This window comes from Streptomyces viridochromogenes (assembly GCF_001270495.1).
GTDB classification, from domain to species: domain Bacteria; phylum Actinomycetota; class Actinomycetes; order Streptomycetales; family Streptomycetaceae; genus Streptomyces; species Streptomyces viridochromogenes_A.
Window position 1 is genome coordinate 13,803 of sequence record NZ_LGUR01000265.1, and the last position, 14,681, is coordinate 28,483.

11 protein-coding genes are annotated in these 14,681 nt (G+C 69.7%); 5 read left to right on the forward strand and 6 right to left on the reverse strand.

Annotation, left to right across the window (positions count from 1 at the left end; genetic code table 11):
• Nucleotides 1-194 precede the first annotated feature (194 nt).
• Nucleotides 195-1,271 (reverse strand): metallophosphoesterase, encoded by a 1,077-nt coding sequence (locus ADK36_RS43550; protein WP_048586452.1) that lies wholly within the window; start codon nucleotides 1,269-1,271, stop codon nucleotides 195-197.
• 241 nt (nucleotides 1,272-1,512) lie between these two features.
• A complete protein-coding gene (locus ADK36_RS43555) occupies nucleotides 1,513-2,625 on the reverse strand; it encodes a LacI family DNA-binding transcriptional regulator (RefSeq protein WP_078916687.1) in 1,113 nt (370 codons plus the stop codon).
• 438 nt (nucleotides 2,626-3,063) lie between these two features.
• Between ADK36_RS43555 and hisC the strand changes: the two genes are divergently transcribed.
• Nucleotides 3,064-4,143 carry a histidinol-phosphate transaminase gene (gene hisC, locus ADK36_RS43560; protein WP_048586454.1) on the forward strand — a complete coding sequence of 360 codons (1,080 nt, stop codon included), beginning with the start codon at nucleotides 3,064-3,066 and terminating at the stop codon, nucleotides 4,141-4,143.
• Between the two features lie 15 nt (nucleotides 4,144-4,158).
• Here the strand turns inward: hisC and ADK36_RS43565 are convergent, their stop codons facing one another.
• Complete coding sequence (locus ADK36_RS43565) at nucleotides 4,159-4,551, reverse strand: cyclophilin-like fold protein (RefSeq protein WP_048586455.1); 393 nt, start codon at nucleotides 4,549-4,551, stop codon at nucleotides 4,159-4,161.
• A 142-nt stretch (nucleotides 4,552-4,693) separates the two neighbouring features.
• Here ADK36_RS43565 and ADK36_RS43570 point away from each other — a divergent pair, with 142 nt between their 5' ends.
• From ADK36_RS43570 to ADK36_RS43585, 4 genes are all read left to right on the forward strand, one after another.
• Entirely contained in the window at nucleotides 4,694-6,202 is a 1,509-nt protein-coding gene (locus ADK36_RS43570; RefSeq protein ID WP_048586456.1) for a cytochrome ubiquinol oxidase subunit I, read from the forward strand.
• A 20-nt stretch (nucleotides 6,203-6,222) separates the two neighbouring features.
• Entirely contained in the window at nucleotides 6,223-7,242 is a 1,020-nt protein-coding gene (cydB, locus tag ADK36_RS43575; protein ID WP_048586457.1) for a cytochrome d ubiquinol oxidase subunit II, read from the forward strand.
• A 64-nt stretch (nucleotides 7,243-7,306) separates the two neighbouring features.
• The gene (gene cydD / locus ADK36_RS43580) at nucleotides 7,307-10,858 is read left to right on the forward strand and encodes a thiol reductant ABC exporter subunit CydD (RefSeq protein WP_078916688.1); all 3,552 of its coding nucleotides are present in this window, start codon (nucleotides 7,307-7,309) and stop codon (nucleotides 10,856-10,858) included.
• 155 nt (nucleotides 10,859-11,013) lie between these two features.
• Nucleotides 11,014-12,096 (forward strand): M23 family metallopeptidase, encoded by a 1,083-nt coding sequence (locus ADK36_RS43585; protein WP_048586458.1) that lies wholly within the window; start codon nucleotides 11,014-11,016, stop codon nucleotides 12,094-12,096.
• A gap of 6 nt (nucleotides 12,097-12,102) precedes the next feature.
• Here the strand turns inward: ADK36_RS43585 and ADK36_RS43590 are convergent, their stop codons facing one another.
• The 3 genes from ADK36_RS43590 to ADK36_RS43600 all read right to left on the reverse strand — a co-directional run bounded on the left by ADK36_RS43590 (nucleotide 12,103) and on the right by ADK36_RS43600 (nucleotide 14,664).
• Complete coding sequence (locus tag ADK36_RS43590; RefSeq protein ID WP_199830372.1) at nucleotides 12,103-12,990, reverse strand: Cof-type HAD-IIB family hydrolase; 888 nt, start codon at nucleotides 12,988-12,990, stop codon at nucleotides 12,103-12,105.
• A 103-nt stretch (nucleotides 12,991-13,093) separates the two neighbouring features.
• On the reverse strand, nucleotides 13,094-13,996 hold the full coding sequence (locus ADK36_RS43595) for an LLM class flavin-dependent oxidoreductase (protein WP_048586460.1): 903 nt from the start codon (nucleotides 13,994-13,996) through the stop codon (nucleotides 13,094-13,096).
• 119 nt (nucleotides 13,997-14,115) lie between these two features.
• Complete coding sequence (locus tag ADK36_RS43600; RefSeq protein WP_048586461.1) at nucleotides 14,116-14,664, reverse strand: RNA 2'-phosphotransferase; 549 nt, start codon at nucleotides 14,662-14,664, stop codon at nucleotides 14,116-14,118.
• Between the last annotated feature and the right edge of the window lie 17 nt (nucleotides 14,665-14,681).

Genomic DNA, 14,681 nt, shown 5'->3' on the forward strand with positions numbered 1-14,681 from the left:
CCCCCGATGCTCCGTAGGGCTTGGGGCTCGCATGCCAACGAGCCGTCGGGCAGAAACGGAGGGGAGCCTGCTACGGATAAGCCGATGGTAGAGCGGTGACGGCACACGGTGACAGGGGGTTTGCCAAAATTGGGCCCTGGCCTGCGCCGTCTTCCGTCACTGCGTCACCTGGGGGACGCCTGCCCGGTGAACGTTCAGATATCCAGGGGAAGTTGTTGGACCAGCAGCTTTCCGGCCATGGTCACGCCGCCGTCCATCCCGATGGCGAGGCCGTCGGCGTAGACGTGCGGTCCCTCGACCACGGGCCCGCCGCCGTCCTCGCCGTCCTCGGAGCCGACCTCGCCCATCAGGTACGGAATGGGGCTGTGGCCGTGAACGATGCGGGTGCCGCCGTACGTATCGAGCAGGGAGCGCACATGGTCGGCGCCGCCCTCGTCGCGGAAGGAGAAGCGCTTGGTGAACTTGCGGAAGAGATCCCAGACTTCGTCGGCGTCGTTGCGTGTGAGCGTCTCGCGGACGGTGTCGTTGACGGCCTCGATCGAGTTGCCGTAGTCGAGATAGGCGGTGGTGTCCGAGTGCACGAGCAGATGGCCGTCGACCTCCTCCATGGCGTCGAGCCGGGACATCCACTGGAGGTGATGGTCCTGGAGGCGGTCCATGTCGGTCTTCTGGCCGCCGTTGAGCAGCCAGGCCGCCTGGAAGGTGGCGGTGCCCGCCCCGGAGTTGACGGGGGTGTCGCCGAACCGCTTGGCGCCGATCAGCAGCAGCTCGTGGTTGCCCATCAGGGCCTTGCAGTAGCCGCCGGCCGCGGCGGCCTCCGCCGACAGCCGCATCACGAGGTCGATGACGCCGATGCCGTCGGGGCCGCGGTCGGTGAAGTCGCCGAGGAACCACAGCCGGGCGGTGCCGGCGCACCAGTTCGCCGCCGAGTCGATGAGGCCCTTCTCCTGGAGGGCGGCCACCAGCTCGTCGAGATAGCCGTGCACGTCGCCGACGACGAACAGCGGGCCGGGACCGTCCACCGGCTGCTGCGCGGGCAGGGAGGCGGGGTCGACGTGCACCTGGACCGTGTCGCCGCGATTGATCACGGGCAGGTCCCGCTGGGTGGGCGTGTACCCCTCCGGATATGCCTGGTCCAGGAGCGGGGCGGCCTCGCCCGGGTGTGTGCTGTGGGCGTACGGACCGGTCTCGTGCACGTAAGCGGGCACCCGGAAGTCGCGCAACGTCGCCGTCCGCTCCACCTCGGGTCCCTGACCGGCCCCCTGAGTCATCAGACCCCTCCACCATCGCGCCGCAGCTGCACCGCATCGGACTGCCTGGTCGCAGCGGCCCGCGGGTGTCGTGGGCCCATCATAGGAATGCCGATCGCGCCATGTGATGACCCAGGGGTGGTGAATCGGAGCAGGACTCCTGTTCACCGCGGCTTTCGCCCCGATTGGGCAGGGCTTCGACCACTCGACGAGCGTGCTCCCGCACCCCCTCGACCTGCTTGTGCCGTTCCTCGGCCGGCTCCTACCGGTCCTCGGGCGACCGGGGCGGACTGACCGTCGTACGCGGCGGGCGTCGCTGGGACGAGGTACGCACGATCAGCTCGGTCGGTATCACCTGCTCGACCGGCCGGTCCGATTCGACCCCCTCGATGGCGTCGATGAGGAGCTGGACCACGGCCGTGCCGATGCGGCGGGGCTTCAGGGAGAGCGTGGTGATGGGCGGCTCGGTGTTGGCGTACACCGTGGACTCGCTGCAGCACACCAGAAGCAGGTCGTCCGGTACGCGCAGACCGTAGCGGCGGGCGGCGGCGAGCAGGTCGGTGCCGTTCGGGTCGAACAGGCCGTAGACCGCGTCGGGCCGGTCGGGGCGGGCGAGTAGCCGGTCGGCGGCGACGGCGCCCGCGCACGGGTCGTGCGCCGGGTAGGCCTCGTACACCGGGTCCTGGCCGACCCGCTCGCACCAGCGCAGGTACGCGGTGGTCGACAGGTGGGTGTACGTGTCCGTCGTGGTGCCCGTCAGCAGTCCGATCCGGCGGGCGCCCGCGTCGGCCAGGTGGTCGAGGATGCCGAGTACGGCGGCCTCGTGGTCGTTGTCGACCCAGGCGGTGACCGGGAGCGAGCCGGCCGGGCGGCCGTCGGACACGACCGGGAGACCCTGCCGGACCAGTTCGCTGACGACCGGGTCCTGGTCGGACGGGTCGATGACGACCGTGCCGTCGAGGGCGACGTTCGACCAGACGTCGTGGCGCGATGTCGCGGGGAGGATCACGAGGGCGTAGCCGCGGGCGAGCGCGGCCGAGGTGGCGGCACGGGCCATCTCGGCGAAATACGCGAACTCGGTGAAGGTGAAAGGTTCATCCCCGTATGTCGTCACGGTCAGGCCGATGAGTCCTGACTTGCCGGTACGGAGTGTCCGGGCGGCGGCCGACGGGCGGTAGCCCAGCCGGTCGGCGACCTCGCGGACATGGCGTCGGGTGGCGTCCGGGAGCCGGCCCTTGCCGTTGAGGGCGTCGGAGACGGTCGTGATGGAGACCCCGGCTGCGGCGGCCACGTCTCTGATACCCGCCCGGCCGGGCCGGCTGCCTCGACGTGAGGTTTCCGCGCGGCTCACCTGGTGCTTCCCTGCTGCTGTCATGGCGAGCCGATAGTAGGGCTCATTCGGTGGGGTAGTGCGGACGCATATGCAGTCGTTGACAGACACGTTTCTGCAAGGTCATCTTGCACCAAACTCCTTGGAAACCAAGGGAGTTGAACGATCCAATGGTAAGACGTGACTTGTCGGCACGCATGGGCCTGCCAAGTGCCCGATGTTTCGAAGAGGTCTCAACTCACCTGCACGGGTGATGCGCGCCACGGCGCGAGCCACCGGCGCATAGATATATGTGTGATGCGCCCCCTAATTCGTACGCCTTCGTACGCTGATGCCCCTGATGCAGGTGTGACAGGAGTGGGGAGCAGGGTCCGACAGACGAGCCCGCCGCACCTGTACGCATCGGCGCCGAATCCTCATAAGGTGAGAAGTATTGGAGCCGGCGGTGGTGATGGGCCGCCGGTGGTCGCGAGGAGGACTGCGGTGAGCGAGACGAGCCCCAAGCTGCGCGCCGAGCTGGAGGGTATTCCCACCTACAAGCCGGGCAAGCCTGCCGCGGCCGGTGGCCCGGTGGCCTACAAGCTGTCCTCCAACGAGAACCCCTATCCGCCGCTGCCCGGCGTGATGGAGACCGTGACGGCCGCCGCCTCGTCCTTCAACCGCTACCCGGACATGATGTGCACGGGGCTGATGAACGAGCTGTCCGAGCGCTTCGGCGTCCCGGCCGCCCATCTGGCCACCGGCACCGGCTCGGTCGGTGTCGCCCAGCAGCTGATCCAGGCCACCGCCGGACCCGGCGACGAGGTCATCTACGCGTGGCGGTCCTTCGAGGCGTACCCGATCATCACGCAGATCAGTGGCGCCACATCGGTCAAGGTGCCGCTGACGCCGGGTGATGTGCACGACCTGGACGCGATGGCCGCCGCCATCACCGACCGCACCAGGCTGATTTTCGTCTGCAACCCCAACAACCCGACGGGCACGGTCGTGAAGCGGGCCGAGCTGGAGCGGTTCCTCGACCGGGTGCCCGGCGACGTCCTAGTGGTGCTCGACGAGGCGTACCGCGAGTTCATCCGCGACCCCGAGGTGCCGGACGGCGTGGAGATCTACCGCGAGCGGCCCAACGTCTGTGTCCTGCGGACGTTCTCCAAGGCGTACGGCCTCGCCGGTCTGCGGGTCGGCTTCGCGATCGCCCAGGAGCCGGTCGCGGCGGCGCTGCGTAAGACGGCCGTGCCCTTCGGGGTGAGCCAGATCGCGCAGGACGCGGCCATCGCCTCGCTGCGCGCGGAGGACGAACTGATCGGCCGGGTCGGTTCATTGGTGTGCGAGCGCAACCGTGTGGTTGACGGGCTGCGCGCTCAGGGCTGGACGGTGCCCGAGACCCAGGCCAACTTCGTGTGGCTGCGGCTGGGGGAGCACACGGTCGCCTTCGCTCAGGCCTGTGAGCAGGCGGGCGTGGTGATCCGACCGTTCCCGGGCGAGGGTGTGCGGGTGACGATCGGAGAGGCCGAGGCGAACGACATATTCCTGAAGGTGGCGGAAGGGTTCCGCAAGGAGCTGTAGAGCTCCGTAAGCCGGTCAGGCGTCCACGAGTTCCACGCGCACGGGGTCGCCGTCGCGGACGGTCGCCAGCAGGCGGGGGTCGCCGTCTATGTGGCCGAGGACGTTGCACGGGCTCGCGAGGCGGCACTCGTCGCCTTGCGAGATCGGTGTGGGGCCGTAGGGGAGGGCGAGCGCGTCGCCGTCCGTCCAGAAGGCGACCGTGCCCGGCTCGACGACCTGCCGTGCGTTGGTTTCACGTGGAACGGCGACACCCGTGTCGAAGTAGACCTCCTCGCCCCAGGTGCGGGCGGTGGAGACGAGGGGCAGGGCCTTCGCGAGGGCCTGCGTGGTCGGGGTGTCGTCGAGGGTCGCGGTGAGGTGTCCCGCGGGCCAGGAGATCCGTATGTGTGTTGGCGTCGGTGTCTGCATGGCGTCGATTCAACAATATGTTGAAGTTCGCGCCAAGAGGTCGAGCTCAAGGAGGGACCCCCCTTCGAGGGCCGGGAGAGCGGTGCTGCATAATTGCTTGTGAATGTGAACGCTTTCACAAGCGGTAGTAAGGAGCGGCGACGTGGACCTGGCTTTGGCGCCGGAGACTCTGGCGCGCTGGCAGTTCGGTATCACCACCGTCTACCACTTTCTGTTCGTCCCCCTGACGATCTCACTGGCCGCCCTCACGGCCGGCCTGCAGACCGCCTGGGTGCGCACCGAGAAGGAGAAGTACCTCAGGGCGACGAAGTTCTGGGGCAAGCTCTTCCTGATCAACATCGCGATGGGTGTGGTCACCGGCATCGTGCAGGAGTTCCAGTTCGGAATGAACTGGTCCGACTACTCCCGTTTCGTCGGTGACGTCTTCGGTGCCCCACTCGCCTTCGAAGCCCTCATCGCCTTCTTCTTCGAGTCCACCTTCATCGGCCTGTGGATCTTCGGCTGGGACAAGCTGCCGAAGAAGATCCACCTGGCCTGTATGTGGATGGTCTCCATCGGCACGATCCTGTCGGCGTACTTCATCCTCGCGGCCAACTCCTGGATGCAGCACCCGGTCGGCTACCGGATCAACGAGGCCAAGGGGCGGGCCGAGCTCACCGACTTCTGGCTCGTACTGACCCAGAACACCGCGCTCGCCCAGGCGTTCCACACCCTCTCCGCGGCCTTCCTCACCGGTGGCGCGTTCATGGTCGGCATCTCCGCCTTCCACCTGCTGCGCAAGAAGCACATCCGCGAGATGAAGACATCGCTCAGGCTCGGCCTGGTCACCGTTGTCATCGGTGGCATGCTCACCGCGATCAGCGGCGACGTCCTCGGCAAGATCATGTATGAGCAGCAGCCGATGAAGATGGCCGCCGCCGAGGCCCTCTGGGACGGCGAGGCTCCCGCGCCCTTCTCCGTCTTCGCCTACGGCGATGTCGACAAGGGCCACAACAAGGTCGCCATCGAGATCCCCGGACTGCTGTCCTTCCTCGCCAAGGACGACTTCAGCTCGTACGTCCCCGGCATCAACGACGTCAACAAGGCCGAGCAGGAGAAGTACGGTCCCGGCGACTACCGGCCCAACATCCCGGTCGCCTACTGGGGCTTCCGCTGGATGATCGGGTTCGGCATGACGTCGTTCGCCATCGGCCTGCTCGGACTCTGGCTGACCCGCAAGAAGTTCATGCTGCCGCAGCACCTGAGGGTCGGTGACGACGAAGTGCCGCATCTCGTGCTGCTGCCCAAGAAGGCCCTCGGTCCGAAGCTCACCCAGTGGTACTGGCGCATCGCCGTCCTGACCCTGGGCTTCCCGCTGATCGCCAACTCCTGGGGCTGGATCTTCACCGAGATGGGTCGTCAGCCATGGGTCGTCTACGGCGTCCTGCGGACCCGTGACGCGGTCTCCCCCGGCGTCTCTCAGGGCGAGGTCCTCACCTCGATGATCGTCTTCACCACGCTCTACGCCATCCTCGCCGTCGTCGAGGTCAAGCTGCTCGTGAAGTACGTGAAGGCCGGACCGCCCGAGCTGACGGAGGCCGACCTGAATCCGCCCACGAAGATCGGCGGCGACTCCCGTGACGCCGACAAGCCGATGGCCTTCTCGTACTAGGCCGAGGGAGCTGCACAGTCATGGAACTTCACGACGTCTGGTTCGTCCTGATCGCCGTCCTGTGGATCGGCTACTTCTTCCTGGAGGGCTTCGACTTCGGGGTCGGCGTCCTCACCAAGCTGCTGGCCCGCAACCGGCCCGAGCGGCGGGTGCTGATCAACACCATCGGCCCCGTCTGGGACGGCAACGAGGTGTGGCTGCTCTCGGCGGGCGGTGCCACGTTCGCCGCCTTCCCCGAGTGGTACGCCACGCTCTTCTCCGGGTTCTATCTGCCCCTGCTGCTCATCCTGGTCTGCCTGATCGTCCGGGGTGTCGCATTCGAGTACCGGGCGAAGCGGCCCGAGGAGAACTGGCAGCGCAACTGGGAGCACGCCATCTTCTGGTGTTCGCTGATCCCGGCGTTCCTGTGGGGTGTGGCCTTCGGCAACATCGTGCGGGGCGTGAAGATCGACCGGAACTTCGAGTACGTCGGCAACTTGTGGGACCTGCTCAACCCGTACGCGCTCCTCGGCGGTCTGGTGACGCTGACGCTGTTCACCTTCCACGGTGCGGTGTTCACCGCGCTCAAGACCGTCGGGGAGATCCGGGAGCGGGCGCGCAAGCTGGCCCTGTGGGCCGGCCTCGTCGCCGCCGGACTGGCGCTGATCTTCCTGCTCTGGACGCAGGTAGAGAACGGCGACGGCAAGAGCCTGGTAGCGCTCGTTGTGGCCGTAGCCGCCCTGGTGGCGGCACTGGTGGCGAACCAGGCCGGCCGTGAGGGATGGTCGTTCGCCTTCTCCGGCGTCACCATCGTGGCCGCCGTGGCGATGCTCTTCCTGACGCTCTTCCCGAACGTCATGCCGTCCTCGCTGAATGACGAGTGGAGTCTCACGGTCACCAACGCCTCGTCGAGTCCCTACACGCTGAAGATCATGACCTGGTGCGCGGTGATCGCCACACCGATCGTCATGCTCTACCAGGGCTGGACCTACTGGGTGTTCCGCAAGCGGATCGGCACGCAGCACATCGCCGGGGACGCCGCTGCGGGGGCCACGCACTGAGTCCGCCGCGGGCGGGGTGGTTCACGATGTTTCACGTGAAACACCCCGCCCTGGACCGAAGGGCATGTTTCACGTGAAACCGATCGACCCGCGTCTCCTCCGATACGCCCGCGCCACTCGCCTCTTCCTGCTCACGGTCGTAGGTCTGGGTGCCGTCGGCTCGGTGCTGGTCATCGCGCAGGCGATGCTCATCGCCGAGGCGGTGGTGGGGGCGTTCAAGCACGGGATGTCCGCCGCTGAACTGCGCACTCCCCTGCTGTGGTTGGTGGCGGTCGCCGTCGGCCGTGCGGTGGTCGCCTGGCTCACCGAACTCGCCGCCCACCGGGCGAGCGCGGCGGTGAAGTCGGAGCTGCGGGGCCGGTTGCTGGAGCGGGCGGCCGAGCTGGGACCCGGCTGGCTGAGCGGACAGCGGACGGGATCGCTGGTCGCCCTCGCGACGCGAGGAGTCGACGCCCTGGACGACTACTTCTCGCGCTATCTCCCGCAGTTGGGGCTCGCGGTGGTCGTGCCGGTGGCGGTGCTGGCGCGGATCGTGACCGAGGACTGGGTCTCGGCGGCGATCATCGTCGGCACGCTTCCGCTCATCCCGATCTTCATGATGCTGATCGGCTGGGCCACACAGTCCCGTATGGACCGGCAGTGGCAACTGCTGTCCCGGCTGTCCGGGCACTTCCTGGATGTTGTCGCCGGCCTGCCGACCCTGAAGGTGTTCGGGCGCGCCAAGGCGCAGGCAGAGTCGATCCGGCGCATCACCGGCGAGTACCGCAGGGCGACCATGCGGACCTTGCGCATCGCCTTCATCTCCTCCTTCGCACTGGAACTGCTCTCGACGCTCTCGGTGGCCCTGGTCGCGGTGACGATCGGCATGCGGCTCGTCCACGGCGAGATGCATCTGTACGACGGCCTGGTCGTCCTGGTGCTGGCGCCCGAGGCGTATCTGCCGTTGCGTCAGGTGGGCGCGCAGTACCACGCGGCGGCCGAGGGGCTGTCCGCGGCCGAGGAGATCTTCGAGGTACTGGAGACTCCGGTGCCGGCGTCGGGGACCGCGACCGTGCCGACGGGGGCGGTGTCGTTCGAGGGAGTGTCGGTCCGCTACCCCGGCCGGTCCACCGACGCCGTGTCGGACGCGTCCTTCCACATCGAGCCCGGTGAGACGGTCGCGCTCGTCGGGCCGAGTGGCGCGGGGAAGTCGACACTGCTGAACGTGCTGCTCGGGTTCGTGCGGCCGACCGACGGGCGTGTGTCGGTCGGGGGAGCCGATCTCGCCGAACTCGACCTGGAGGGGTGGCGCTCGCGCATCGCCTGGGTCCCGCAGAGGCCGCATCTGTACGCCGGGACGATCGCCGAGAACGTACGGCTGGCGCGTCCCGACGCCGATGACGCGGCCGTGAGGCGGGCGCTGGCGGACGCCGGAGCCCTGGAGTTCGTGGACGCGCTGCCCGAGGGGGCCGACACCGTACTGGGTGAGGACGGGGCCGGACTGTCCGCGGGACAGCGGCAGCGGCTCGCGCTGGCCCGGGCGTTCCTCGCGGACCGGCCCGTACTGCTGCTGGACGAGCCGACGGCCGCCCTGGACGGGGCCACCGAAGCCGAGGTCGTGGAGGCCGTGCGGAGGCTGGCTGTGGGGCGGACGGTGCTGCTCGTGGTGCATCGGCCGGCCTTGCTGGGCGTGGCGGACCGGGTGGTGCGGCTGGTGGAAGCCGTGGCGCCCGCGCCGGGCGAGGGCTTGCCCAAGGCGCCCGATGTTCGCCTCGACGGCGAGCGCGGAGTGCACGGCGGCAGCACTTCGGGCGACGTGTCCGTCTCGCACAACGCCGAGGCGGCCCCTTCGGGCGGCTCCGACTCCGGTTCGCTCACGACGGGCGGGCGGGGTGTCCTCGCCCGTGTCCGTGCCCTGTCGGGCCCCCGGCGCGGTCGTCTCGCCCTCGCGCTGCTGCTCGGGAGCCTCGCGCTCGGCAGTGCCGTCGGGCTCATGGCCACTTCCGGGTGGCTCATCTCACGGGCCTCGCAGCAGCCGCCCGTGCTGTATCTGATGGTGGCCGTGACGGCGACGCGGACCTTCGGCATCGGGCGGGCAGTGTTCCGGTACGCCGAGCGCCTGGTGTCGCACGACGCGGTGCTGCGGATGCTGGCCGACACCCGGGTCGCCGTGTACCGACGGCTGGAGCGCCTGGCTCCGGCCGGGCTGCGCCGCACGCGGCGGGGCGATCTGCTGGCGAGGCTCGTCACGGACGTGGACGCGCTACAGGACTACTGGCTGCGGTGGCTGTTGCCCGCCGCTGCCGCGACCGTGGTGTCCGCCGGGTCTGTCGGCTTCACCGCCTGGCTGCTGCCCGAGGCGGGTGCCGTACTGGCGGTCGGGCTGCTCGTGGCCGGGGCCGGAGTCCCGCTCGTCACCGGTGCCGTCGCCCGGCGCGCCGAGTGCACGCTGGCCCCCGCCCGCGGAGTGCTCGCGACGCGCGTGACGGATCTGCTCACCGGCACCGCGGAGCTGACTGTCGCCGGCGCCCTGCCCAGCCGCACCGCCGCAGCACGGCGGGCCGACCGGGCGCTCACCCGGATCGCCTCGCGAGCCGCGACCGCGACCGCGCTCGGCGATGGACTCACCGCGCTGATCTCCGGGCTCACCGTCGCCGCCACCGCCCTCGTGGGCGCCCAGGCGGTCGCCGACGGGCGGCTCGGCGGCGTTGCGATGGCTGTCGTCGTCCTCACGCCGATGGCCGCCTTCGAGGCTGTCCTGGGCCTGCCGCTCGCCGTGCAGTACCGGCAGCGGGTGCGCAAGAGCGCCGAGCGCGTCTACGAGGTGCTGGACGCGCCCGAGCCGGTACGGGAACCGGAGCAGCCCCGGCGGGCACCGGCGTCACCCTTCCCGGTCGCCCTCAGGGGGCTGACCGTCCGTCACGCGGGGCAGGACCGGGACGCGCTCGCCGGCCTCGACCTGAACCTGGAGGAGGGCCGCCGGATCGCCGTCGTCGGACCGTCCGGGTCCGGCAAGACGACGCTGGCGCAGGCGCTGCTGCGCTTCCTGGACGCCGAGGCGGGTTCGTACACGCTGGGCGGCGTGGACGCGCACGCGCTGGACGGCGACGACGTACGGCGGCTCGTCGGGCTGTGCGCGCAGGACGCGCATCTCTTCGACAGCTCCGTGCGCGAGAACCTGCTCCTCGCCAGGAAGGACGCCACCGAGGCCGAACTGCGCGACGCCCTGAAGCGCGCCCGGCTGCTCGACTGGGCCGACAGCCTGCCCGACGGGCTGGACACGCTCGTGGGCGAGCACGGGGCACGGCTGTCGGGCGGGCAGCGGCAGCGGCTCGCACTGGCCCGGGCGCTGCTCGCCGACTTCCCCGTCCTCGTCCTCGACGAGCCCGCCGAGCACCTCGACCTGCCGACCGCGGACGCCCTCACCGCCGATCTGCTGGCCGCCACCGAGGACCGTACGACCCTGCTCATCACCCATCGACTGGCCGGGCTGGAGGCTGTCGACGAGGTGGTCGTGCTGGACGAGGGGCGGGTGGCGCAGCGGGGGACGTTCGCGGAGCTGGCCGTGGTGGATGGGCCGTTGCGGAAGATGGTGGAGCGGGAGGAGGAGGCGGATCTGTTGGTTGGGGCGCCGTAGCGCACGACCGGTTTGCGGGCGTGGGCGAAGGCTGTCCCGGGCCGTACTGGTCGCCGCTCGCGTCAACAGTCGTACTGACCCATCCGCGGCAACACGTCCCCCAGGCGTACGACCTGAACAGGCCGTGACCCCATCTGCGGGCCAGGATCGCTGGCATGCGCTCTTATCGCCGTCGCCTCCAGGTCGTGCCGGCGCTTCTGTGCGCGATCGTCTCACTCGTGGCCCGGCCCGCCGAAGCCTTCGGCGACGGCAAGGGCATCCCTGGTCGTAACGGCACCGGCACCGGCGGCGACTCGGGGCTCAGCGCGCAGGTGGTGCAGCTGTACGAGGACGCGGCCCTGGCGACGGAGCGGTACGAGGCGGGGCGGAAGAAGGCCGAGGCGCAGCGGGTGAAAGCACTGCGCATCGAGGCGCTGCTCGAACGCGAACGGCGGGAGATCGACGTCCTGCACGAGGACCTGGGCCGGATCGCGCGCGCCCAGTACCGCAGCAGCGGCGGGGTGCCGCTCACCGTGCAGATCATCCTCGCGTCGAGCCCGGACCAGCTGATGCGCGGTCAGCACGTGTTCTCGCAGACGAATCTGGCCGTCACCAACGCCATCGAGAAGAGCCGGCGCGCCGAGGCCCGGCTCGCCAGGGACGAGGCCAGGGCCGCGGCGGCCTGGCAGTCGCTGGAGAAGCGCAACACCGAGCTCGCCGAGCTGAAGAAGGGCATTGAGGACAAGCTCGAAGGCGCACGCTGGCAGTTGCAGGGGCAGGCCGACGCCTCCGTGGCCGCCGGCTCCTGCCCGGGTGCTGTGCGGCTCGACCAGAAGGAGACGGGCCTCACCAGGGCATGGGTCACACCGGTGGAGTCGTACGAGCTGTCCGCCGCGTTCGGTAGCGGCGGGCTGCGGTGGGCGAACCGGCACACCGGGCAGGACTTCGCGGTGCCGATCGGCACGCCCGTGCGGGCGGTCGGGGACGGCCGGGTGGTCAAAGTGACGTGCGGAGGTGCCTTCGGTATGGAGATCGTCGTCGGGCACGCGGGCGGCTATTACACGCAGTACGCCCATCTCGCGTCCGTCGCCGTCGACCAGGGCGAACGGGTCGAGACCGGACAGTGGATCGGTCAGTCGGGCACGACCGGCAACTCCACGGGCCCCCACCTGCATTTCGAGGTGCGGATCACTCCGGAGATGGGCACGGCCGTGGATCCGGTGCCGTGGCTGACGGAGCGGGGGGCGACCGTCGGGTAGGCAGCCCTAGCGCCCCTCCGCCAGCAGTTGCTCGATCACGACCGCCACGCCGTCCTCGTTGTTGGCGACCGTCCGCCCCGACGCGGCGGCGACCACATCCGGGTGCGCGTTGCCCATCGCGTACGACTGGCCCGCCCACGTCAGCATCTCGACGTCGTTGGGCATGTCCCCGAAGGCCACGACCTCCTCGTGCGAGATACCGCGCTCGGCGCAGCACAGGGCGAGCGTGCTGGCCTTGGAGACGCCGGGGCCGCTGATCTCCAGCAGGGCGCTGGGGCTGGAGCGGGTGACATTGGCGCGGTCGCCGATGGCGAGGCGGGCGAGGGTGAGGAAGGCGTCGGGATCGAGGGTGCGGTGGTAGGCGAGGATCTTGAGCACCGGCTCGCCGGCCCCGGGGGCGTCCGGCGCCAGGAGGTCCTCGGCGGGCGCGAGGTTGTCCGGTATCTCCATGTGCAGCTTGGGATAGTCCGGCTCCTGGTAGAAGCCGTACGTCTGCTCCACCGCGTACACCGTGCCCGGCGCCGCCTCGCGCAGCAGTCGTACGGCGTCCAGGGCGTTCTCCCGGGCCAGTTCCCGCACCTTCACGAACCGGTGGGTGCCGGGGCCGCCGTGCAGATCGACCACGGCGGCGCCGTTGCCGCAGATCGCCAGGCCATGACCGTGGACGTGATCGCTGACCACGTCCATCCAGCGAGCCGGGCGGCCGGTGACGAAGAACACCTCGATGCCCGCCTCCTCGGCGGAGGCCAGCGCGGCGATCGTGCGGGGGGAGACCGACTTGTCGTCCCGCAGCAAGGTGCCGTCCAGGTCGGTGGCGATGAGTCGCGGGCGGACAGCGGCCGCCGGGGTCTGGGGCTGTCGAGTCGCTGAGGTCACCGGGTCATTCTCCCGCATATGCCTGCACGGCCGTGCGGCAGTCCGCACATCTGAGACCGCATCTGAGGAGAAACCGCCCCTGAGAACACCGTCTCCAGCACCCTGACCAGTACTGTCGCTCTCACCGCAGCTGCGCCGCCGCCTCCATGGCGATCTGCTCGAAGACCTTCTCGTCGGCCGCGAAGTCCGAGTCGGGGATCGGCCAGTGGACCACGATCTCGGTGAAGCCCAGCTCCCGATGGCGCCCCGCGAAGTCCACGAACGCGTCGAGGGACTCCAGCGGGCGGCCACGGTCCGGGGTGAATCCGGTGAGCAGGATCTTGTCGAGCGCGGTGACGTCCCGCCCGAGCGCGGCGCAGGCGTCGGCCAGCTTGTCGACCTGCCCGCGAATGGCTTGAATCGACTGTTCAGGAGTGCCGTTCTCGTACAGCTTGGGGTCGCCCGTGGTCACCCATGCCTGTCCGTACCGCGCCGCGAGCCGCAGCCCGCGCGGCCCGGTCGCGGCGACCGCGAAGGGCAGCCGGGGACGCTGTACACAGCCTGGGATGTTGCGCGCCTCGTGCGCCGAGTAGAAGTCGCCCTCGTACGACACCGAGTCCGTGGTCAGGAGCCGGTCCAGGAGCTGGACGAACTCGGCGAACCGGTCGGCCCGCTCGCGCGGCGTCCACGGGTCCTGGCCGAGCACGGTGGCGTCGAACCCGGAACCGCCCGCACCCACACCGAGCGTGAGACGGCCGCCGGAGATGTCGTCGAGGGAGAGCAGGTCCTTGGCGTAGGGCACCGGATGCCGGAAGTTCGGCGAGGTCACCAGCGTGCCCAGGCGCAGACGGTCGGTGACGGCCGCGGCGGCGGTCAGTGTCGGCACGGCACCGAACCAGGGGCCGTCCCGGAAGCTGCGCCAGGACAGGTGGTCGTAGGTGTACGCCGTGTGGAAGCCGAGCTGCTCTGCGCGCTGCCATGCCTCGCGGCCTCCCTCGGACCAGCGTCGGTACGGGAGGATCACGGTGCTCAGGCGCAGACTCATGTTTTCGAGCGTATGCGGCCGAACGGGTTTCACGTGAAACGGTCATCGGCCGTGGTTGTCCGGCTACGGAGTGCGGCCGCACGTGGGCCTCGCCCAGGAAACGTGGGCCTCGCCCAGGGTCAGTGCGCCGCGGGGAAGCGCAGATACTCCGGCGGCACGGCCTTCGTCAGCCACACCCCGTTCGCGCTGACGTGGAAGACATGGCCGTCCCGGTGCATGGCGCCGGCGTCCACGGAGAGCACCACCGGACGGCCCCGCCGGGCACCGACCCGGTTCGCGGTCTCGCGATCGGCGGAGAGGTGCACGTCGTGCCTGTTCATGGGCCTGAGGCCCGCGCTGCGAATCGAGTCCAGATTGCGGGCCACGGTGCCGTGGTAGAGGTACGGCGGTGGTGTCGCCGGGGGCAGTCCGAGATCGACGTCGATGCTGTGGCCCTGGCTGGCGCGAATCCGGGAGCCCTCGATCGCGAAGCGCCGCTTGTCATTGGCGGCCACCACATGGTCCAGCTCTTCCCGGGTGAACCGGAAGCCGTGCGTGGCCGCGGCGGCGATCAGTGCGTCGATCTCGACCCAGCCGCCCTCGTCGAGGGTGAGCCCGATGCGCTCGGGTTGGTGGCGCAGGTGTTTCGAGAGGTACTTCGACACCTTCACGGTGCGTCTTTCGTCCATGCCACCAGCCTGCCGGG

Excerpts from the sequence above, each read along its gene's own strand:
- ADK36_RS43550 (WP_048586452.1), bottom strand. The coding sequence starts at position 1,271 with ATGACTCAGGGGGCCGGTCAGGGACCCGAGGTGGAGCGGACGGCGACG.
- ADK36_RS43555 (WP_078916687.1), bottom strand. The coding sequence starts at position 2,625 with ATGACAGCAGCAGGGAAGCACCAGGTGAGCCGCGCGGAAACCTCACGT.
- ADK36_RS43565 (WP_048586455.1), bottom strand. The coding sequence starts at position 4,551 with ATGCAGACACCGACGCCAACACACATACGGATCTCCTGGCCCGCGGGA.
- cydB (WP_048586457.1), top strand. The coding sequence starts at position 6,223 with ATGGAACTTCACGACGTCTGGTTCGTCCTGATCGCCGTCCTGTGGATC.
- cydD (WP_078916688.1), top strand. The coding sequence starts at position 7,307 with ATGTTTCACGTGAAACCGATCGACCCGCGTCTCCTCCGATACGCCCGC.
- ADK36_RS43585 (WP_048586458.1), top strand. The coding sequence starts at position 11,014 with ATGCGCTCTTATCGCCGTCGCCTCCAGGTCGTGCCGGCGCTTCTGTGC.
- ADK36_RS43590 (WP_199830372.1), bottom strand. The coding sequence starts at position 12,990 with ATGCGGGAGAATGACCCGGTGACCTCAGCGACTCGACAGCCCCAGACC.
- ADK36_RS43595 (WP_048586460.1), bottom strand. The coding sequence starts at position 13,996 with ATGAGTCTGCGCCTGAGCACCGTGATCCTCCCGTACCGACGCTGGTCC.
- ADK36_RS43600 (WP_048586461.1), bottom strand. The coding sequence starts at position 14,664 with ATGGACGAAAGACGCACCGTGAAGGTGTCGAAGTACCTCTCGAAACAC.